19 protein-coding genes and 1 pseudogene are annotated in these 20,598 nt (G+C 44.5%); 12 read left to right on the top strand and 8 right to left on the bottom strand.

Features of this window, described 5'->3' with window-relative positions; translation table 11 throughout:
* Window positions 1-116 precede the first annotated feature (116 nt).
* Together cysG and CW735_RS02860 are read left to right on the top strand one after the other, a co-directional pair.
* Entirely contained in the window at window positions 117-1,502 is a 1,386-nt protein-coding gene (cysG, locus tag CW735_RS02865; protein WP_100970890.1) for a siroheme synthase CysG, read from the top strand.
* 115 nt (window positions 1,503-1,617) lie between these two features.
* The gene (locus CW735_RS02860; protein WP_232230562.1) at window positions 1,618-2,613 is read left to right on the top strand and encodes a hypothetical protein; all 996 of its coding nucleotides are present in this window, start codon (window positions 1,618-1,620) and stop codon (window positions 2,611-2,613) included.
* 70 nt (window positions 2,614-2,683) lie between these two features.
* Here CW735_RS02860 and CW735_RS02855 read toward each other — a convergent pair whose 3' ends face one another.
* Window positions 2,684-4,081 carry a PhoH family protein gene (locus CW735_RS02855; RefSeq protein ID WP_071978604.1) on the bottom strand — a complete coding sequence of 466 codons (1,398 nt, stop codon included), beginning with the start codon at window positions 4,079-4,081 and terminating at the stop codon, window positions 2,684-2,686.
* 491 nt (window positions 4,082-4,572) lie between these two features.
* On the opposite strand from CW735_RS02855, the gene CW735_RS02850 reads away from it, so the two are divergent.
* The 6 genes from CW735_RS02850 (at window position 4,573) to CW735_RS02825 (ending at window position 12,424) form a co-directional block, all read left to right on the top strand.
* Window positions 4,573-5,550: a DNA topoisomerase IB gene (locus tag CW735_RS02850; RefSeq protein ID WP_071978603.1), complete on the top strand. Its 978-nt coding sequence runs from the start codon at window positions 4,573-4,575 to the stop codon at window positions 5,548-5,550.
* A gap of 130 nt (window positions 5,551-5,680) precedes the next feature.
* Window positions 5,681-8,506: an RNA polymerase-associated protein RapA gene (gene rapA, locus CW735_RS02845; RefSeq protein WP_071978602.1), complete on the top strand. Its 2,826-nt coding sequence runs from the start codon at window positions 5,681-5,683 to the stop codon at window positions 8,504-8,506.
* Window positions 8,506-9,237 (top strand): bifunctional tRNA pseudouridine(32) synthase/23S rRNA pseudouridine(746) synthase RluA, encoded by a 732-nt coding sequence (gene rluA, locus CW735_RS02840; RefSeq protein ID WP_100970889.1) that lies wholly within the window; start codon window positions 8,506-8,508, stop codon window positions 9,235-9,237. Before rapA ends, rluA begins: the two co-directional genes overlap by 1 nt.
* A gap of 195 nt (window positions 9,238-9,432) precedes the next feature.
* Complete coding sequence (locus CW735_RS02835) at window positions 9,433-10,335, top strand: alpha/beta hydrolase family protein (protein ID WP_232230561.1); 903 nt, start codon at window positions 9,433-9,435, stop codon at window positions 10,333-10,335.
* 142 nt (window positions 10,336-10,477) lie between these two features.
* Complete coding sequence (locus tag CW735_RS02830) at window positions 10,478-10,801, top strand: hypothetical protein (protein ID WP_071978599.1); 324 nt, start codon at window positions 10,478-10,480, stop codon at window positions 10,799-10,801.
* A gap of 261 nt (window positions 10,802-11,062) precedes the next feature.
* Entirely contained in the window at window positions 11,063-12,424 is a 1,362-nt protein-coding gene (locus tag CW735_RS02825) for an AmpG family muropeptide MFS transporter (protein ID WP_071981123.1), read from the top strand.
* 17 nt (window positions 12,425-12,441) lie between these two features.
* On the opposite strand, the gene CW735_RS02820 is transcribed toward CW735_RS02825, so the two are convergent.
* The 6 genes and pseudogenes from CW735_RS02820 to CW735_RS02795 all read right to left on the bottom strand — a co-directional run bounded on the left by CW735_RS02820 (window position 12,442) and on the right by CW735_RS02795 (window position 17,401).
* Window positions 12,442-13,410: a sensor domain-containing diguanylate cyclase gene (locus CW735_RS02820; protein ID WP_100970888.1), complete on the bottom strand. Its 969-nt coding sequence runs from the start codon at window positions 13,408-13,410 to the stop codon at window positions 12,442-12,444.
* Between the two features lie 2 nt (window positions 13,411-13,412).
* Window positions 13,413-14,486, bottom strand: a complete 1,074-nt coding sequence (locus tag CW735_RS02815) for a response regulator (protein ID WP_100970887.1) — start codon at window positions 14,484-14,486, stop codon at window positions 13,413-13,415.
* Between the two features lie 9 nt (window positions 14,487-14,495).
* Window positions 14,496-14,768: pseudogene (gene thyA / locus CW735_RS02810) on the bottom strand (thymidylate synthase); the annotation flags it as partial.
* A gap of 60 nt (window positions 14,769-14,828) precedes the next feature.
* A complete protein-coding gene (locus CW735_RS02805; protein ID WP_071978596.1) occupies window positions 14,829-15,317 on the bottom strand; it encodes a hypothetical protein in 489 nt (162 codons plus the stop codon).
* A gap of 324 nt (window positions 15,318-15,641) precedes the next feature.
* Window positions 15,642-16,810, bottom strand: a protein-coding gene (locus CW735_RS02800) for an IS3 family transposase (RefSeq protein WP_100970886.1) whose coding sequence is annotated in 2 segments (ribosomal slippage) — window positions 15,642-16,561 and window positions 16,561-16,810 — 1,170 coding nt in all. Because the reading frame shifts where the segments join, the coding sequence is not laid out codon by codon here.
* Window positions 16,811-16,855: 45 nt separating this feature from the next.
* Complete coding sequence (locus CW735_RS02795) at window positions 16,856-17,401, bottom strand: polymorphic toxin type 44 domain-containing protein (RefSeq protein ID WP_100970885.1); 546 nt, start codon at window positions 17,399-17,401, stop codon at window positions 16,856-16,858.
* Window positions 17,402-17,604: 203 nt separating this feature from the next.
* On the opposite strand from CW735_RS02795, the gene tnpA reads away from it, so the two are divergent.
* Genes tnpA through CW735_RS02775 form a run of 4 tightly spaced genes read left to right on the top strand, consistent with a single transcriptional unit; the run spans window position 17,605 to window position 20,162 of the window.
* Window positions 17,605-17,877 (top strand): IS66 family insertion sequence element accessory protein TnpA, encoded by a 273-nt coding sequence (tnpA, locus tag CW735_RS02790; protein ID WP_100970758.1) that lies wholly within the window; start codon window positions 17,605-17,607, stop codon window positions 17,875-17,877.
* Window positions 17,877-18,212 carry an IS66 family insertion sequence element accessory protein TnpB gene (tnpB, locus tag CW735_RS02785; protein ID WP_100970759.1) on the top strand — a complete coding sequence of 112 codons (336 nt, stop codon included), beginning with the start codon at window positions 17,877-17,879 and terminating at the stop codon, window positions 18,210-18,212. Before tnpA ends, tnpB begins: the two co-directional genes overlap by 1 nt.
* 23 nt (window positions 18,213-18,235) lie before the next feature.
* The gene (tnpC, locus tag CW735_RS02780; RefSeq protein ID WP_198520977.1) at window positions 18,236-19,822 is read left to right on the top strand and encodes an IS66 family transposase; all 1,587 of its coding nucleotides are present in this window, start codon (window positions 18,236-18,238) and stop codon (window positions 19,820-19,822) included.
* Window positions 19,823-19,829: 7 nt separating this feature from the next.
* Window positions 19,830-20,162: a hypothetical protein gene (locus CW735_RS02775; protein WP_100970760.1), complete on the top strand. Its 333-nt coding sequence runs from the start codon at window positions 19,830-19,832 to the stop codon at window positions 20,160-20,162.
* On the opposite strand, the gene CW735_RS02770 is transcribed toward CW735_RS02775, so the two are convergent.
* Entirely contained in the window at window positions 20,135-20,560 is a 426-nt protein-coding gene (locus CW735_RS02770) for a hypothetical protein (RefSeq protein ID WP_100970884.1), read from the bottom strand. The two genes, CW735_RS02775 and CW735_RS02770, sit on opposite strands and share 28 nt — an antisense overlap.
* Window positions 20,561-20,598: the final 38 nt, after the last annotated feature.

Below are 20,598 nucleotides of genomic sequence, written 5' to 3'. Positions count from 1 at the left end.
AAACAACTATAAACGCCTTTATATATCAATATGTAATATGAAGGCTGTTTTCGTTGTTTCTAAAAAAGAAGAATTGGCGCAAAATAGCGTCAGTTCTTTTTTTTTATGTGCTCCCTATGGATTACTTTCCCTTATTTTTAGACGCTCGCTCGCTTAACTGCCTTATTGTAGGTGCAGGTGAAGTGGGGGCTCGAAAGCTCGAGCTTATTATGAAGACCCCCGCCACCATTACCGTGGTGGCCCCTTGGGTGTGTGACACGGTAAAAGCGTTGGCGAAAAACGATAAAGTTACTCTTATCGAAAGAGAGTTTATCGATAGCGATTTAGCACATAAAGACATGGTGTTTATTGCTACCGATAAACCTGAAGTTAACCAATATATTCACGATTTAGGTCGCGCCCAAAAAGTGTTGGTTAACGTTGTAGACAATACGCCGTTATGCCAATTTATTACGCCTTCTATTGTCGATCGTTCCCCTATAATTATTGCTATGAGTAGCGGTGGCGTGGCCCCCGTATTGCTCCGCTATTTACGTCAGAAGCTAGAAACCGTACTGCCCGCCAACCTCAGCAGGCTTGGCGCATTCTCTGAGAAGTTTAGAGATAAAGTAAAACAGGCTCTCAATGGTGTGACTGCCAGACGCTACTTCTGGGAAGATGTACTCGACGGCGACATTGCTGAGATGGTTGAAAAAGGGCAAGACGAGAAAGCAGACAAAGCTTTCGACATAGCCCTCCAAGCGGCGGCAGAAAACAAAGAAGTCAAAGGGCAAGTGTATCTTGTGGGTGCAGGTCCAGGCGACCCAGATCTACTCACCTTTCGCGCATTGCGCTTAATGCAAAAAGCCGACGTGGTTGTTTACGACCGCTTGGTCTCCCCTCAAATTTTAGAATTAGTGCGACGGGATGCCGAAAAGATTTATGTGGGTAAAGCCATGAGTAACCACACACTGCCTCAAGATGATATTAATCAGCTCATGGTTGATGAAGCGAAAAAAGGAAATCGCGTTGTAAGGTTAAAAGGCGGAGACCCGTTTATTTTTGGACGAGGCGGCGAAGAAATTCAAACTCTCATTCAGCACGGTATTGAATTTCAGGTGGTACCTGGCATTACCGCCGCCAGTGGCGCATCAAGCTATGCGGGAATACCGCTTACTCACCGCGACCACGCTCAATCGGTAGTGTTTGCTACAGGTCACTTGCGAAACGGTACCATCGATTTAAATTGGTCCGCATTAGCACACCAAAATCAAACGGCTGTTTTTTACATGGGGCTTACTGGGCTGCCGGTAATCTGCGAAAAGCTCATTCAGCACGGCTTACCAGAAACCACACCCATTGCACTAGTACAGCAAGCTACCACAGATGCTCAGAGAGTACTTATCGGTACACTATCCGATATATGCGAGAAGCAAGAAAAGGCGCAGCTTAAGCCGCCCACCTTGGTGATAGTTGGTACCGTTGTAAGTTTGCATAATGAGTTAAACTGGTTTCAACAGTAGCTAAGCTAAATTCTACCTTGAATATTTTTATACAAAGAACATACTCAAACGGCAGGGAAGAGAGCTTTCCTGCTCAGTAAATTGGCTTTGTATAGAAAAATGTTGGTAAACCACTATGCGCGAACGCACCGCCGTTAAACTATCACGAGGGCTTGTGACATCATTGGCTGCATTGGTCATAGCTGTGGCAACAAGCTTGTGCATCAATGTTAAGGTTAGTGCAGAACAACTCAACTTTGCCACTTCCAATAACGGCGATAGCGTTACATTCAACTACCAATGGACAGATAGCAAGCAAGTGGTTCATTCGGTGAGTTTTGAGTTGCCACGAGAGACAATTAAACAAAACCCCACGCTTCAACCGAATTACAAACCTAAAATAGCCCAGCGCTATGTCATGGTGGCGCTATTAAAAGAATCTCAAAAGCTTAACCCTAAAGAGGCCAAAGTAAGTCTTAAACGTCAGCAGGACGGTATTGATATTAAGGTTACGTCACCAAGCGAGGAAAAGGCAGCCGAGGTGCTAGAGAGCCTTCAAACCGTGCAGCAAACTGCATTTAACACCTATTTAGATGAACATTACTACACTCGCTTCTCCACAATCTTTAATCAGCGCGCGGTAAAACCCGATCACCTTCGTTATATAAATGAGTCGGTTAAACCTATGGTGCCAGTATCTCAGGCGTTTTATGAAAAATTAGCCCCTCAATCTAATTCGCGAGATTACTTTGCCCTGCTGCTAAGTTGGATCCAAAGTATTCCCTACAATGCCATGGAAGATAGAGTTGCAAGCAACGGTTCCGGGTTTGTTCCGCCGATAGGTTTATTGCTTCAAAACAGTGGTGACTGCGATAGTAAAGCCGTTTTGGCATCTTCTATGGTGAGAGCGTTTTTACCCACCACAAATATGATCATTGTTTTCCTCCCCAACCACGCGCTTTTAGGCGTGGCTCTAACGCCAATGGTCGACGATGAAACTATTGAGTTCGAAGGTAAGAAATACGTGCTTTACGACCCCACTGGCCCTGCGCAAATCCCGTTTGGTCAGGTATCAGAGAGTACAAAGCAATTTATTGATACGGGAAGGTTTCAAATTGAGCTGGTAAAATAAAGAAAGCCCGCAATGGTCACATAAATAGCGACCATTGAGGGAAATACTTAACGCTATCGGTCGAAAGAACTTATAAATTTTCCTCGGCGAAGCTTGCTAGACGACTTCTTACCACGCCATCTAAGTTGATAGTGGCACTGCCTGAGAAGTCTTTAAACTTCTCAACCAAATACGTTAACCCCGAAGTAACGGCACTAAGATAGTTGCTGTCTATCTGCGCTAAGTTGCCCCCTACGATAAGTTTGGTACCTTCGCCACAGCGGGTAATTATGGTTTTCAGCTGAGATGCCGTTAAGTTTTGCGATTCATCAAGTATAACGATAGCGTTTTGAATACTGCGACCACGCATAAAATTCACCGATTTATACTGAATGTTCGCTTTTTCCATAATGTAATTCATCGAGCCCTTTGTATTTTCATCGTGCTTGTGGAGCACTTCCAAAGAATCAGTGATAGCCGCCAGCCAGGGCAGCATTTTTTCTTCCTCCGTACCGGGTAAAAAGCCAATCGATTCCGCAATTTCTGGCGTGCTGCGGGTTACAATTATCTTGTCGTACATGTTGCGCTCTACCACCATTTCAAGAGCGGCAGCCAACGCTAACAGGGTTTTACCACTTCCAGCAGGGCCAGTAAGAATAACCATATCAATATGAGGGTCTAACAAGGCGTGTAATGCCATACCCTGACCGATATTTTTAGGAGTAATGCCCCACGCATGTCGGCTCATAAGTCGCTCGTAACCTAAATCGAGCACTTCTATATTGTCGCCAGATATCTCTTCAACAAGCCCGGCAAACTCCTTGCTGTCATCAAGCAAGAATTCATTAATGTAAGCCTCGGGCAGTATAGACTTGGGCACCGTGTGTATGGTGTCTCGGCCCTCTGTGCGGCTATCCACACTTTTCACATTATCCCAAAAGTTGCCCTCGAAGGTATGAAACCCTCGGGATAAATATTTAATATCGGTGATTAGCTGATCGGTACGGTAGTCTTCGACATGAGCAAGGCCAGCGCCCTTCGCTTTTAAACGCATATTCAAATCTTTTGTAACCAGCACTACCTTTTGAGGAGCGAAGGTTTTTTGAATATGTAGCGCAACATTGATAATACGATTGTCGTTTTCATTGCTGGTAAAAACCTGCTGCGCTTCAACCATATTTAAGTCAGCAAAAATAGATAACTTCCCAGAAGGCGCTGTATCTCCTGCGCCTAATCCTTCCATTGATACGCCTGCCAGCATCTCTTCTGGTGTGGCATCGTGAAGAAGGTCTTCCATGGAGCGAATTGACACTCGAGCGTCGCGAGCAACGTCTTTTTTGCTGTCTTTAATATAATCGAGTTCCTCTAGCACCGTCATTGGAATGACAACGTCGTGTTCTTTAAAAGAGAGAAAAGCATGAGGTTCGTGAAGCAAAATGTTGGTATCGAGGACGTATATTTTTGTATCGGTGGCGTTTTTTCTTGGCATCCTTTACTCCGTAAAATATGGCCAAGCCAGCCAATGAAAACCATGGCCAGCAAGCTACAGTTCCACCACTAGAAGGATGTCGTTCGAAACAGGACCATCCCCCTAATCGCGTCGACTGAGAAGCAGTCAAAAATAAACTGCCTCGCGCGTTTTAGCACGGCTAGAACAAAATCGTGCAAACGCTTAATTCCACCATAATCTAGAAATCGAGAATTCGCACTGTTTTTATATTTTTTTCTCCATTTAGTTGCGATATGAGCCCTTGTAAGAATTGGCGATATAGAAAAATAACTGTGCATTTTTAATCTTTACAGTGCCGGTAAACGTTTCAACACACACGTAATTGAACAAAAAATTGGCTTACAGAAACTGTGCTGAACAAGCTTATAGCAAAAGCGCAGTGGGAAAACATCCAGATAAAAAACGAATAGCGTTAACTGGTGATAATCAGCCAGCCTCAGCCTATAAGCAGGACAGGATGTGAACTTGAAATGGAATTGATTTATGTTGACGATAACTTACCCGGCATTACTAGGAAGCGTAAAAACGATACGTGGCTTTATTTCGATCCGGTTGGCAACAGAATAACAGATGACAAGATTATCCATCGATTAAACGCATTGGCGCTACCTCCCGCTTATAAAGACGCTTGGTTTTGCCCAGAGGAAAACGGCCACATTCTTGCCACAGGCATCGACAGTAAAGGCCGTAAACAATACCGTTATCACCCAGAGTTTAGAGCACAACAAGAAGAGAAAAAATACGAGGCTTGCGCGGTATTTGGTAACAAGCTTCCCTTGTTAAGAGCTCGCCTGATATCTGATCTGCAGGGAGATGAACTTACCGTTGAGCGCACAGTAGCGGCAATTGTCAGGCTCATGGACTTAGGTGCGCTTAGGGTTGGCAATGAACGCAATGTAAAACTCAATAAGAGTTTTGGCGCCACTACGTTGCGAAACCGTCACGCCAAGCTTACTGGTAAAAATATCCAGCTTAGGTATCGTGCAAAATCGGGTAAGGAGCGAGAGGTAAATATAACGGATAGAGTGCTAAGCCAAGTGATTAAAGCGCTTCAAGACCTTCCCGGTCAGCACCTTTTCCAATACATCAGTAATGGCGAGCGAATCAATGTTACCTCCAGTGAAGTGAATAACTATATTCAGCGCATTATGGGAGAAGAGTTTAGCGCCAAACACTTTAGAACGTGGCGAGCAAGCACAATTGCATTTGAGCAACTCGCGAAAGCTAGGGGAAACCTTACGTTAACGGTTATGCTCGATAGCGTCGCTAAGCAACTAGGCAACACGCCCTCTATCGCCCGTAAATCTTATGTTCACCCTGCGCTAATTGATTTATGTAAAAAAGATGAGGAAACTCAAAGGGCATGGCGACAGTCTCTCTCTTTACCTAGAAAAACGAAATACTTAAGCCGCTATGAACGCGGGCTTCTCGCATTTTTAAAAGAATGACTCAAAATTGCGCGATATTTTCTTCATTTACCGAAAATTTCGTGCAGCAGTGATCAACACACCCTAGTATTAATGACTTATCACAACGCAATGCGTACAATACCGCCCCCGCAAAAAAGGTTGGTGATTTATGAGTTCAGACAGTCAATTTTCTATTGGTCAGCGTTGGTTAAGCAACACGGAAACCGAATTGGGATTAGGCGCCATTATTGGCGTTGATTTTCGTTCAGTTGAAGTTTTGTACCCAGCAACTGGCGAAGCGCGCATGTATACCAAACAAGAAGCGCCTTTAACACGACTCATATTTGATATTGGCGATACCGTTAAGAGCCAAGACGGCTGGGAAATGACAGTAACTGAAAAGGAAGAGAGCCAAGGGGTATTCATTTATCACGGCTTACGAGAAGACACCAAGGCTCAGTCTCGACTTCCTGAAACTATGCTCGACCATCATATTCGCCTTAACCAACCTGAAAAGCGCTTGTTTAGTCAACAACTAGACCACCCCAAATGGTTTGATTTACGAGAAAGCGCCTTACGCTATCAGTATGACTATCAGCGTTCGACTACAATTGGCGTAGCTGGCGCGCGTATTTCACTTATTCCACATCAATTACATATTGCTTCTGAAGTGGGTAGCCGTCATGCGCCGCGAGTGCTGCTTGCCGATGAGGTGGGGCTGGGTAAAACCATTGAAGCTGCGCTTATTATCCATCAGCAAATAAAAACTGGACGAGCATCTCGTATTCTAATTTTAGTGCCAGATTCGCTAATGCATCAGTGGCTAGTAGAAATGTTGCGCCGTGTTAACTTGGCGTTTGCTATCTTTGACGAAAGCCGCTGCGAAGCCTTAGATGAAGAAGGTATTAATCCCTTCGACAGTGAACAGCTAGTATTGTGTAGTATCGACTTCTTAAGCAAAAGTGAAAAACGTCAGCAGCAGGTTGAAGATGCGACTTGGGATTTGATGGTTGTAGATGAGGCGCATCACCTTTCATGGTCTCAAGAAGCACCGTCTCAAGAATATCTTTGCGTAGAAGCACTCGCTAATAAGACACCAGGTGTATTGCTGCTTACGGCCACACCAGACCAATTAGGTCACGAAAGTCACTTTGCCAGACTGCGTCTATTAGATCCTGCGCGCTTTCACAGTTATGAGAGCTTTTTAACTGAAGAGTCTCAATATAGCCAGCTTGCTGATGCCGTAGCTCCACTTCTTTCAGATGCCGAGCCAAATGAGAAACAGCGTACAACGCTATGCAATTTTGCGCCTGAGGTTATGGAGCATGCGGGTGACTTATCCACCTCACAAAACAGGCACGCCTTACTGCACCAGCTTATCGACTGTCACGGTACAGGACGTATGCTGTTTAGAAACCGTAGAGCGAATATCGAAGGTTTTCCCGAGCGTAAACTTTCGGCGTACGAACTTGCCTTACCACAAGAGTATGAAGCCGCCGTTGAAAGCGATGACTTGCTGGTAGCTCTTTATCCGGAGCGCACGCCTTGTGTAGTGAACAGTTGGACCAAGCTAGACCCTCGCGTGAACTGGCTGATGGACTTCATGCAGGACATAAAACCAGAAAAGATATTGCTGATTTGCGCCAGCGCTCGCACTGCGCAAGAGCTAGGAGAAGTCATTCGCACGCAAACCGGCATACGACACAGTGTATTTCACGAAGGCATGAGTATTGTTGAGCGCGACAAAGCGGCGCACTACTTTGCCGACGAGGAAGAAGGCGCACAAATTTTGCTGTGTAGTGAGATAGGCAGCGAAGGGCGTAATTTCCAATTTGCCCATCATCTTGTTTTGTTTGACTTGCCTATTACACCAGACTTGCTTGAGCAGCGTATAGGTCGCTTAGATAGAATCGGACAAACTCACACAGTGAATATCCACGTGCCTTACCTGGCAAAAAGTGCTCAGCATGTGTTGCTAGATTGGTATCACGAAGGCTTAAACGCGTTTGAAAAAACCTGCCCCACAGGCTCTGGCGTGTTTGACGATGTGAAACCACTATTAATGAAAGCATGTTTGCACCCTAGCGACATGACGGTACGCGACGAGCTCATTAATTTGAGCGTAACGCTAAACAGCCAGCTGGTTGCTCAACTTGAGGCGGGCAGAGATAGGTTGCTAGAGCTTAATGCATCTGGTGAAGGCCGTGTCGAGCAGTTACTCGAAGATATTATCGCACTTGATAGCGACCAGGATTTATCACGATTCATGGGGCGTGTGTTCGACGCTATTGGTGTTCAGCAAGATGAAAAAGGCAACGACTGCTTTATTTTAATGCCAACGGAACAAATGGTGAGTCAGCTACCAGGCTTAGATCCTGAAGGCATGACAGTAACGTACAAGCGACGTGTGGCAACAACGTTGGAAAATGTACAATTTTTGAGCTGGGATCACCCGTTAGTTCATACCGCCATTGATGCCGTGCTTACTGACGTACACGGCAAAAGCAGCATGGCCTTTATTGCAGACCCTGAGCTTCCCAAAGGGGCATATTGGATAGAGGCATTGTTTGTTCTTCATGCTCAAGCGCCAAAAGCATTGCAGCTCGGTCGATTTTTACCGCAAACGCCGGTAAGAGTGTGTCTTGATGCACAAGGCAATGCCGTAGATTTAACATTTGATGTTAAGCGTAAGGTCAATCGTAAGATTTCAGCTCAGCTGCTCAAGGCGCTACAACAACCTCTTAGCATTGCGATTGAGAAAACCCGCACGCTAGCTCATCAGCAAGCTAACCAAAAATTACACGACGCGCTCAATACTATGCATACAACGCTCAATGATGAAATTCAGCGGTTAAAAGACTTACAAAAGCGCAACCCGGCTGTACGCGACAGCGAAATTGAGTTTATTGAACAGCAAATGAACGCCCTTGATAAAGTGATACAGGGCGCAGATGTGCAGTTTGATGCTATTAGAATTATAGTGAATAACCCGTAATGGCCAATCCAGCGTTCGTCTATAACCCACCATATCACCCCTATCTCAATTTTTTGTATAGAGATGATTTTATGGTGGTGGCACTAAAACCCAGCGGATTACTGAGTGTACCTGGCAGGCTTGAAGCCCACAAAGACGCACTCATTACCCGCGTTAATAAAGTTCTGCCTACTGCGACTGTAGTGCATAGGCTCGACATGGCTACGTCGGGCATTATGGTTATGGCGCTCACAAAATTCAGCCATCGCGCTATTAGCAAGCAATTTGAGCTACGGGAAACGAAGAAGCGCTACTTCGCCCGGGTCTACGGGCACGTTGAAAAAGACAGTAGCGAAATAGATTTGCCCCTAATTGTTGATTACCCTAACAGGCCCAAACAAAAGGTTGATCACGAGTACGGCAAACCTTCAGTAACTCACTATGATGTAATAACGCGTTCTACAGACAGCGAAAATCGCCCGTTTACGCTAGTGGCACTTCGCCCCATTACGGGTCGCTCTCATCAACTCAGGGTGCATATGCTATCTCTTGGCCATCCAATACTTGGAGACCGTCTTTATGCCCATGACAGGGCATTGTCGATGGCAAACCGTTTACAGCTGCATGCAGAAAGTTTAAGCCTGAAACACCCAAAGTCGAACAACTGGCTGAATTTTCAAAGCACCATCCCATTTAGCGACTTTAAACCGACGCCGCTTACTACTTTTGCCTCGGTGCACCTCGCCAAATAACTCATGAACGCAAACATCAGAAAGCGAAATGGCTGAAACGCTGCAGCCCACAGATTTGATAAACTTTACCGAGTAGCTGCCGATATACTATTACCCATTCAGTAAGTATTGAAGACATACTAGCTGATACCGAAAGTTCTCGACAAGTAAGCTGAATTTAAAGGTTCCAAAGTTATGCAAAGGTGCACTGCTATCATGTTGTCTCTGCTAGCGCTAGGCGCAATGCCTTTTGCTGCCTGCGCAGACTACTTTACTGATATCAGTCATGGCTTTGCACTAGGCGAAGTACAAGAACTTATGGTTGGCGAGCAAGTCGCACCAATTATTGAAGTTGAATCGCAAACGCCGCTTTCTCAAGGCGTGGCAATTATTCTTGTTGAGCCATTTTTGTCTAATTTTTCGCTGGCACAAAGCAAAGAGCTGGCAGATTACCTTTCACAGAAAGGCTGGCGTGTAGTAATCAGCCCGTTTAATATGAGTATGATGCCATTGTCTGAAGATACGGCCAGTGAAACAACTGGCGCGTCCTCATCGGCCACAGATCCCTCGGACGCTGCATCAAGCACGTCGAATAAGGAGGATAGCTCTGTCTCAGATAGCGTTTCAATTCACCCTCGAAGCACAAATTTAACCCAATATTTCGATTTTGACGACACCACTCAGCAGCTTTCAACCCAGCTATTAGCGCTCAACAACAAGCTTCAGAACGTGCAAGGCTATCGCTTAGTAATTGCTCAAGGAATGATTGCTGCAGCGTTTTTAGACGCTACTAGTAAAAATAGCGACTTTGAACCCGATAGCTTTATCAGCATTTCTCCGTACTGGCCTCAACATACTGTTAACAAAGGTATAAGTAAGCTTATAGCCGCCAGCACGTTCCCGGTTTTAGACCTTTCTATAGAAGGGCTTAGTGACTGGGAGAGCAATACCGTTGTCATGCGCAGAAATCGTGCAAAAACTAGCCTAAAGCTACATTACCGACAAATAATCCTCCCTTCATCCAACTCAGTCTTTAGTCTAAATAAAAATCAAAAAACCCCACACATTCAATTGGTTGCAAATAACACCATTGGCTGGACACGCTATTTAGGCTGGTAATTTTTTGCATTCACCATTAGTCTAAATTGATACGCAGATCAATTACCTATCGGTATCTCCGCAAAAAGTAACTCGAGTTTAAGAGCAGTCGCAATGTTATGAACTATAATACGCTCAGTAGTAAGAAAACGGTTGGGGTCTTATGACTGTGACAGAATTTGTTGATAGCAAGTCAAAACAGTTGTGTTTTTATCTAAAAGCTTTTTGGAACGAAGGCTTGCCGGTAGAAGAGCTCGAATTGTTTTTTTGGGACTGCATGGAAGAATGGGGGCAAGTCGACTGTACTCTCACACAACCTTACACCGAAAAAGAGCGCGTATTCTGGCACGTGCTGCATCAAATTCATTACTGGAATGACGACAAACTTAAAAGTGACCAGATATTGATTGATGAACTCACTCATTGTGTCAGCTTTTTAGAAAACACTGGAAAGTGCCCTATAGACTGCGTTGGAATACGACCTTAACCCCTACTCTTTTATCGCCATCAATGAGTCCATAGCACACCTTGTTGTAGTTTGGGCCTCTTTAAACTCGTAAATTCCATATCCTCAGTTACTTGCAAAAAGTAGTAACCTCAAAAACCCTTTATCTGAAGCTTTTTTGTAGAAAAACACTGCCACCCATAAAAAGTGCTGACGCTGTTTTCAGCTTTCTGACAGAGGTCATTGGTTGTACGTGTTGCCATTTTCCCCTTTACATGGCTCAATACACAACTTGACTCTCTGATGGGCAATATTTTGCTAGGCGCTATAAAAACATATAACGACAAACGCTTTTTAAGCATTTTTTGCTTTGGTATTGCAAGTGGTTTTCCATGGATAATGATAGGCTCTGTGCTGTCAGCCTGGCTAAAAGACGACGGTCTGTCTCGCTCGGCCATTGGGTTATTCGGCATTATCTTTGCCACTTACTCAATCAACTTCTTGTGGTCTCCACTGGTGGATAGACTAAAACCACCGATTTTAGGCCAGCGAAAAGGCTGGATTTTTTCCATGCAGATTGGCATCGTTGCATGCTGCATAGCCATGTCTCAACTCACCACTTCGTCTCATCTTTTTTACATCGCGCTTGTAGGGCTTTTCACTGCCATTTTTTCAGCCACTCAAGATATTGCTATTGATGGCTTTCGCATAGACTGCATTGCCGAAGATGATAAAGACGGTATGTCTGCAGCCTCTTCCGTAGCAACCGCAGGTTGGTGGACAGGCTATGGCGGCTTGGGTGCTATTCCTTTTTTCCTTGCAGATCTGACTGATTGGAGTTGGGCCAACATTTATTTGTTGCTAGGGGTATTAATGGGCGTGCTTGCTATAGCTACGTTACTGGCCAGAGAGCCGGATATCGACAGAGATGCACTTTTTGACCGCATAGATTCTAATGGAACAGGCACTGGCTCTGTAGACTCTAAGGCCGGCGTCAAAGATAAAATTTCACGCTGGTTAAAGAGCACATTAGTAAGCCCATTTTCTGAGTTTTTTGCTCGAAATGGAGTGAAACTAGCGCTTTCCTTCTTATTATTTATTTTTCTCTTCAAAATAGGTGAAGCCTTTCTCGGGCGCATGAGCATTGTTTTTTATAAAGAAATTGGCTTCACCAACAGTGATATTGCTACCTACTCAAAACTACTGAATTGGTGGGTAACTATTGTATTTTCGCTGTTAGGGGGAATTGTAAACATTCGCTATGGCATTTATCGCGGATTAATGGTGGCTGGCATCGCTATGGCAGCGTCTAATTTACTTTTTGCAGTAATAGCGCAAACGGGCCCTTCTACCTCATTACTGGCCTTCACCGTGATTGTAGACGGTTTTACGGGGGCTTGGAGCACGGTAGCCATGGTGGCGTTTATATCGCTACTGTGTAATCGCGCCTTTAGCGCCACGCAATACGCGCTAATGGCATCTTTAAGTGTGGCAGGAAGGACATTTGTCGCCTCTAGCAGCGGAATAGTTGTGGACAGTTTGAACGGAAATTGGAGTCTGTTTTTTATACTCACGGCGGTAATGGTGATACCAAGCTTGGTGTTCCTCTACAGCATTCGAGAGCATATTAAAAACGTGCAAAATCCGTTAGCGCCGAGAACATGACGGCCATAGTATTACACTTATTCTAACTCAACCTCGTGAACGCAGTACTGGTTACGCCCGCTTTCTTTGGCACGGTATAGCGCTTGGTCGGCTTGTTCTAACCATACCATGGGGCTATTCAGGCTTTGCTCAAACTGTGCAAGCCCCAAGCTTACGGTGAAGGTAATGGTTTGCCCATCGTGCTCTACTTCAAGGAGTTCGGCCAGCCCTCGTATTCGCTCGGCAACACGCGTGGCGTTTTCAAGCGTAGAATCGGTAAGTATGATGGCAAACTCTTCGCCGCCGTAACGGCCTGCCAGGTCAGTTTCCCTTACGCAGCGCTTAATAAGCGCTGCCAACATTTTTATTACCTTATCGCCCGCTTGGTGACCGTAGGTATCGTTGACCCGTTTGAAATGATCGATATCTAACATCATTGCGGTACTGGGCTTGTTTCTGCGTTTTGAGAGCTTATAAAGCTCTTCAAACCGCTCTTGCCAATAGCGTCTGTTGTACAGACCGGTTAACCCATCTACCCTACTGGTAATTTTAAGCTCTTCATTAAGCTCTGCCATCCCGCGCTTGCCTAGCGCTTGCTCTGTCACGTCGTAAACCAGAATACAGAAATTTTCTACACTGCCGCTATCGCCAACAAGAGGAAACATGGTCACGTTTTGGTACATATGTGACGCGGCGCTGGTCACCGGTCTGCTACTTCCAAACTTGAATAAATACGGACGCTGCTCCCAAATAATAAAGACAGGGCTTTTAAGACTGAAGACCGGGTCTACTTTTGCCGTTAGCCACTGCTTATCTATTTCAGGAAAGTGTTCAAATAATGAGGTGCCCAACAGCGACGATGCTCGTTTACCGCTGTGGTTAGCCATAAACTTATTCCACACCTCAACTTCGAACTGCTGGTTGAGAATAACAATACCGACTTCGATAGAGTCTAGTAATTCATCAACAACATTAGGCGTGGAAGAAAGAGTAACACTGCTATGCATCGCTATTGACGCTCCCTGTCGGTGTTCATTAATCGCGCGTAAATTTGATTCATTGCATTGCCGGGAAACAACAGTAACAAATCAAAAGAGATGTCCTTAGCTTTTATGGCATAGCCAATTTCAACGGCCATAACTTTGCCCCATTGATGCACATTCTCACTTAGAAGCGTGGAAAGGCCTTGGTGTTGCCCTAATAATACGGGGTGAGTATGACTGAATGCCACCGCCAACTGCTCTGACAAACCATTTAAGCAAGCACCAATGAGAATATTAGACACATCCATCAGTGCCTCAAGCTCTAGATTTTCAGATGATGCGGAGGGCGCGTATTTAAGTAATTCAACGATATTCTGTGATTTTGTATCGTTAAAAATAACCAAGGCTTCACCGCTTATTCCTTCACTAACAAAGCCCTTAGAGACTGCAGAAACACGATCGTTTCTGTTGATATCTGCAACAGCCATTGAGAGCTCATTGCTTTCTATTAAGTTAACATTAGGAATAGGTAAATCGATAAACTCACCTAATAACTTGGCAAGGTTTTCACCTGCGCGCCCCATGGCGACATTCACCATCTCGCGATAGGCGTCTAACTTTTCTTCTTCGGTGACCGCGTCTTCGCTATTCCCAATGGCGTTTCCAATGGCATTGCCAGCGGCTGGCGTAGCACTACTTTGTTGGCTAGTGCCACCCGTTGCCAAGCTGTCACCGCTATAAATGCCGTAGGAAGCTAAGATGTGCATGAGCTTGGCATTGTCTATGGGCTTGCGAATAAAATCGATAGCGCCGAGCGACAGCATACGCTCACGCGCTTTCTCTTGAACATCGCCAGATACCACAATGACAAGACACGGAAGATCTTCTTTGCGAATCACCTCCATAGTCTCATATCCATCCATTACCGGCATATTCAAGTCTAAAAAGACAATGTCGCCCTTTCCTTCTCGAATTTGGCTAAGCGCGTCTTGTCCATGCTCTGCAAAAGATACCTCTACATCCCAACCGTCTGGAATACTGCGCGCCATTTGACGCCGAGCAAACCCGGAATCATCGCAGATCAAAATGGGAGTACTCATTATATCTCCTCAGATAGCGACAGGGGCTTTTATATGTGGGTGAGACTGATAGTTTTTAAGCTCAAAGTCTTCGTATTTAAACTCAAAAATATCTTTCACTTCTGGGTTAATTTCCATCGTTGGCCGTGCAAATGGTTCACGGCTAAGCTGAAGCTCTACTTGTTCGAGGTGATTAGAATACAAATGTGCATCGCCAAGGGTATGAATAAAATCACCGGGCTCTAGGTCGCACACTTGAGCAATCATCATGGTAAGCAGTGCGTAACTAGCAATATTAAATGGTTTTGTGACATTGGGGGGGTAAACCTAAAATCGTTTCGCACAGAACTGCAAGAAAATAGTTTAAGACTCATGATTATATACAAAACTAAAATACCAACCATCAAATTTTTTACTTGCTATAAGAGGCATATCAAAAGACGTATTTTCTGCCGATGAAATAATGTTATTGTAAGCATGAACTTTTTTATCAAATGTTTTTGGTGAATCAATTTGATAAGTGTAGGAATATTTTTTCCCCATACCAGCAAAACCTTCCGCATATACTAACACTTCCAAAATGCATTGAGAGTCTTTCCCTGATCTATAATCAACATATTTTCCAGATACCTTATTTAGCAAAACATCCAATTCAACTATACTTTCCTGCCCGGTTTTTCTTGGTGTGTATCTTTTAAATGTATCAGACTTGTCTAATTTGCAAGCCATTTCTGTCAGCTCACTAAACACTTCAGAATTGACTTGATAATTTTTTACTAGCCCCTCAAACGTTGGCCTATCCGAGCACGAAAACATAAAGATCGAAAACAGTAATAAAGAAAAAAGTCTCATTTTGAATGTTACTCCTATTTAGTAGAATACAAGGAAAGCCTAGCGGCAGAAAATAATTTCTACTACTAGGCTAATAAGTTAAGGAATAGCCTTATTCAATCCAACAATAAGTTGGGTAACCTTCTTGCACAAAACACCATTCTTCTCCACCATCAAAAGGCGGCACTAAATAGCCTCCATCCCCGCCAGAGCTGCCTGAACCTCCACCTAAGTTTCCGCTTCCTCCACCAGAGCCAGCAGTCCCCCCCGGTAAGTTTGATATAGTCTGCTCATCTAAACATGAAATTGAAGACTGACGTGGTCAAGCAAATTCACACAACCCAGTTAAGCAGCTTTTCCTAAGTTAGCCATATCAGCCTCATATTGATTTGGACTTTTGTAATCCAGGTATGAGTGCATTCTTTGGCTGTTATAAAACATAGTGATGTATTGCAGGATATCCTGCTGAGCAGCGCGGCGACTCTGGTAGTAACGCCATTGCACTCGCTCTTGTTTTAATGTGCCGAAGAAGCTCTCTACAACGGCATTGTCCCAGCAATCACCTTTTCTACTCATGCTGCCTGTTACCTTGTACCGCGTCAGTAGCTGTCTAAATTGTCGGCTTGCGTATTGTGAACCACGATCCGAATGATGTATCAGGCCCGCCTTGGGCTTGCGTTGCCATAAAGCCATTGTTAAAGCATCACACACCAGTTGGGCATTCATCCGTGAAGCCATACTCCAGCCCACGACCTTGCGCGAGAACAGATCAATGACAACGGCTAGATACAGCCAGCCTTCTTGCGTCCAGATATAGGTAATATCCGAGACATACGCTTGGTCGGTTTTTTCTGTAGCAAAGTCGCGTGACAGCACGTTATCGAATACAGGTTTCTGATGGTCGCTGTCAGTCGTTACTTTGTATTTTTTACGCCTTCTGACGCTCACGTTGGCTTCGTTCATCAAGCTACGCGTCCGTTGTGTTCCAACCGGATAACCCAGCGAATTCAGTGCGCGTTTCATGCGCCTTACGCCATAAGTAAAATCACTGGCATCAGCTATTTTCTGTACCCAATCAATTAGCTCATCATGTTGTGGGTCTGGTTCAAGTTTCTCGTTTCGCCGCACGGCGCTGTAGTAATTACGGCGGCTGACTCCCAGAACCCTGCACATCAGGCTAATCGGCCAGGTCTTCTTATATTGGGTAATGAAACCGTATTTTACATGGTTTCTTTGGCAAAGAAGACCGTTGCCTTTTTTAAGATCTCTTTCTCCATTTTCAGGCGCTTATTTTCTTCTCGCAGCTGACGAATTTCTTCCTGTTCCGGCGTCAACTTGCCATTACCTCGAAATGCGTGGGTACCTTCAGATTCTTGCTCTTTAAGCCAGCGGCCTAACATGTTGGCACTAATACCAAGACTACGAGCTGCCTCAGCAACTTTGTAATTCTGCTCTGTAACCAGACTCACAGCATCTAGTTTGAATTCTTTTGAGTAGCTTTTTCGCGTTTTCATATACACTCCAGTTGAGATAATTATCTCTTAACTGGGTGTGTGAATCTATTGGAACACGTCAGACTGATTGTTTATGTCTTTCATAAAAACTTCTTTGTAATATCGTACACCTCTTAGCGTTTGTTCAGCATCCCCGGGAGCGTCTCCAGTATTCGTCAGAAACGCTTTAACTCCTGATGGAAATGATTTCCAGCCTTTACCATTTACTTGTTGGTAAAAAGCTGCCCCACGTAACAGAATAGATTCAGATAATCCAAGAGCTGAGCCAATAGCTCCATATAGAAAATTACCCATCTCTGCCGTCCCTCGGTATGCACTTGGAGCATGTGCTAAATCATAAATCCCTCCAGTTCGATGAGTGGCTATGAGTCGAGAAACTCTTGCAGTGAAGGCTTGACCAGCCGTTAGTTTGCTGGATAACAAGTTACTCCATCTATTAGCATCTCTCATAGCTGCATTTATATCCAATGTTTCACTTGAGTTTTCAACAGATACTGGAGCACTTTGATAGGGTCTGTTTAAATCAGTACACGTAGCGTTTTCGTTAGAACTAGCAGAGGATGTCTGCATGGCGAATGAGTTAAAACCCATAGGAGGTTCTATAAAACATCCCTCTGGACCACAGGGTTGAGGATCGGGAAAATCAATATCAGGAACTATTTCAGAATTCAAACCTATATAAATTGTCGATTCATTTGAGTCGTAATTATGTAAGCGGTCAAAATAGACCGCTCTTTTATTCTTAAGCTAAGCCCCTAAAATCTAATCATTGATTAATATAGGAGAAAATATCAATGACTAGACGAAGCTCTCAAGAATGGCAGCAACTTATCGATGCGCAAGAAGCCAGCGATATGACCATCGCGCAGTTTTGCCACACGCACCACATTAACCAGTCCACTTTTTATTTGCAACGCAAAAAACGTCAAGCTTTGTCGTTGCCGCAGACATCACCGCAATGGCTGCCCATTGACAGCATGACCTCACATCGGCCAGCCATGCGCCAATGGCAAATCGAGTTAACGCTACCAAACGGTGTGGTGCTGAACATGAGTAGAGATGGTTAATGCTAACAGCAAGTAGCGCTAAAATATGGTTATATCTTGGTATTGCCGATATGCGCAAGCAGTTCGACGGCTTAGCGGCGTTGGTGAACAATCAGTTGCAGATGCAAGCACAGCTCGGCGATTGGTTTGTGTTTGTGAACCGCAAACGCACCATGATAAAAGTGCTGTATTACCATCAAGGCGGTTACTGTTTATGGTCGAAAAGATTGGAGCGGGGCACCTTCGGTAAAGTGTCAGGTAATGGGCATAAAATCGCCCTGAACACCGCGCAGTTACAGTGTTTGATTGATGGTGTTTATTGGCAAAAAGGCAAACAAAACATGCGACTTAAGTAGCTGAATTTGCTATACTTAGCCGCATGAAAAGCGCTGCCGATTTGCCACAAAACACACCTCATATTCCACAAGAAGAATATGCTAATGTGTGTGCAAAACTGGCTGAGTCACAAGCACACGCCGCGCAGTTGCAACAACAAGTCGACTGGTTTAAGCGTCAGTTGTTTGGGCGTAAGTCAGAAAAGCACATAGTAGAGAATTCTGACCAAACGCAGTTGTTTGGCCAAGCGACGAATGAAGATTTACCGCCAGCACCTAAAAAAGCCGTCAAAGGCTATGCCCGCTCCACTAAACAAAAAGATGACAATAACGTCAATGATACCGGCCTTCGCTTTACTGATGACGTGCCCACAAAAGTGATTGATGTGCCTTGCCCCGAGCTTGAAGGTGAGGATGCTGATAAGTATGAAATTATTGGCACGAAAGAGACCCATCGCTTAGCGCAACTGCCAGGTAGCTACCAAGTCTTAATTTATCGCAAAAAAGTCTTTAAAAGCAAAGAAACGGGCAACATGTTGTCCCCCTCAACTCCCGATAATGTGTTAGAAGGGGCGTATGCGGATGTATCACTATTAGCGGGCCTCATGGTTGATAAAGCCGTATTCCATTTACCCCTTCACCGACAGCATTTACGTATGCTGCAATCGGGTGTGACTTTATCGCGGGCGAGCTTAATCAACTACGTCAGTCAAAGCATTGATTTAGTTATCCCTATCGCACAAGCAGTGCTGAGTAATATACTGAGTGGGGGCAACATCAGCATGGATGAAACGCCGATGAAGGCGGGTCGACAAGCCTCGACTCGCCGCAAACATAACACCATGAAACAAACCTACTTCTGGCCCATTTATGGTGAGCAAGATGAAGTGGCCTTTACCTGGTCATCTTCTCGCGGCAAACAACATGCGATTGCGCAACTCACTGGCTTTAATGGCACCTTGCTAAGCGATGGTTATGCGGTGTATAGCCAAATCATTGATACGCTAAACAGCCAAGGCCAACACATCACCCATGCAGCCTGTTGGGCGCATACGCGCCGCTACTTCGAAAAAGCATTGGATTATCATCCTAAAGAGGCACAATACGCCTTGGCTGAAATACAAAAGCTGTATAAAGTGGAAGCACACATACGAAAACACGCGCTTAATGCCGAGGATACCGTGCAATATCGCCTCAAACACAGCGAGCCTGTCATCAATGCTCTGTTTCATTGGCTATACGAGCAACGCCAACGCCCAGAATTATTACCTAAAGATCCGTTAAGCAAAGCCTTAGCTTATGCCTATGACCGTCATCATGAGTTAAAGACTTACCTGACGCACGCACAAGTGAATATCGACACTAATCATTTAGAAAGGGCCTTACGCGTTATCCCTATGGGTAAGAAGAACCATTTGTTCTGCTGGAGTGAGTTGGGCGCAAAACAGCTTGGTGCCTTGCATACACTCACCGTGACCTGCAAATTACACAACATCAATCCATACCACTACCTAGTCGATGTACTGCAACGCGTATCGCAACATCCAGCCAAAGACATCATCGACTTAACCCCTAGACGCTGGAAAGCACTGTTCGCTGATAAACGCCTGCGCTCAGACATAGAAAAGTGAAGACGCTATGACCGAAAAAGAAACGAAAACGACCATCGATATTAGCCAACTCACTCTCGACCAATTGTATATACTCAATGAAGCGGTCGTTAACCGCATTGATGAATTACGAGCAAAACAAGATAGAGAAGCGCTTGCTAAACTGCGCCCAGGCATGAAAGTGCAGTATGCTCATGATGGCAAAACTATCACCGGCACGTTACTTAAGAAAAATAGAAAAACGGTGCTCATTGCTAACAACAATGGCAAGACGCATCACAAGGTGCCGGCTGGCATAGTAACTGCGGTTAGCGTTGCTAAACTCGATCTTAGTCAGGCGGTCAAGAACGGTCTAAAATGATCGGTTACGTAATTATGGTCATGAATTACAAAAAATTTATAGACAGCATCATTTCTATTAGGCTGTAACGTTAATTTTACTTCTGTATAGTATTGAGTATTTAACTTATCTGAAAATGTTCCACTATTTTCTCCTATTGTTTTATTTAAAACTTGAGAATTGTTGGGCAACGTTGCTTTGATAGTATAGGATGCGTTTCCCTGAAAACTGCTATCAGCAACTATTGCTGTTTTTGATGAACTTAAATATTTTATTGTGACGCAGGTTGAGCTTTCAAATGCTGTTAATTCTGAACTATCATTTGCATCCAATGTATAGCAGGTATTAGCTGTAGAATAAGATGAAAACAGAAAAGTAAAAAGTAGTAAAGTAGTTACAAAGATGTAATTTTTTATCATAAATATCCCTTTTTAAAATATCGATTTAATTCAAGGAC

The sequence above is a fragment of the Alteromonas sp. MB-3u-76 genome (assembly GCF_002831605.1).
Classification (GTDB): Bacteria; Pseudomonadota; Gammaproteobacteria; order Enterobacterales; family Alteromonadaceae; genus Alteromonas; species Alteromonas hispanica.
The sequence above is the reverse complement of the archived record's forward strand: the minus strand, read 5'-3'. Positions and strand labels throughout refer to the sequence as shown.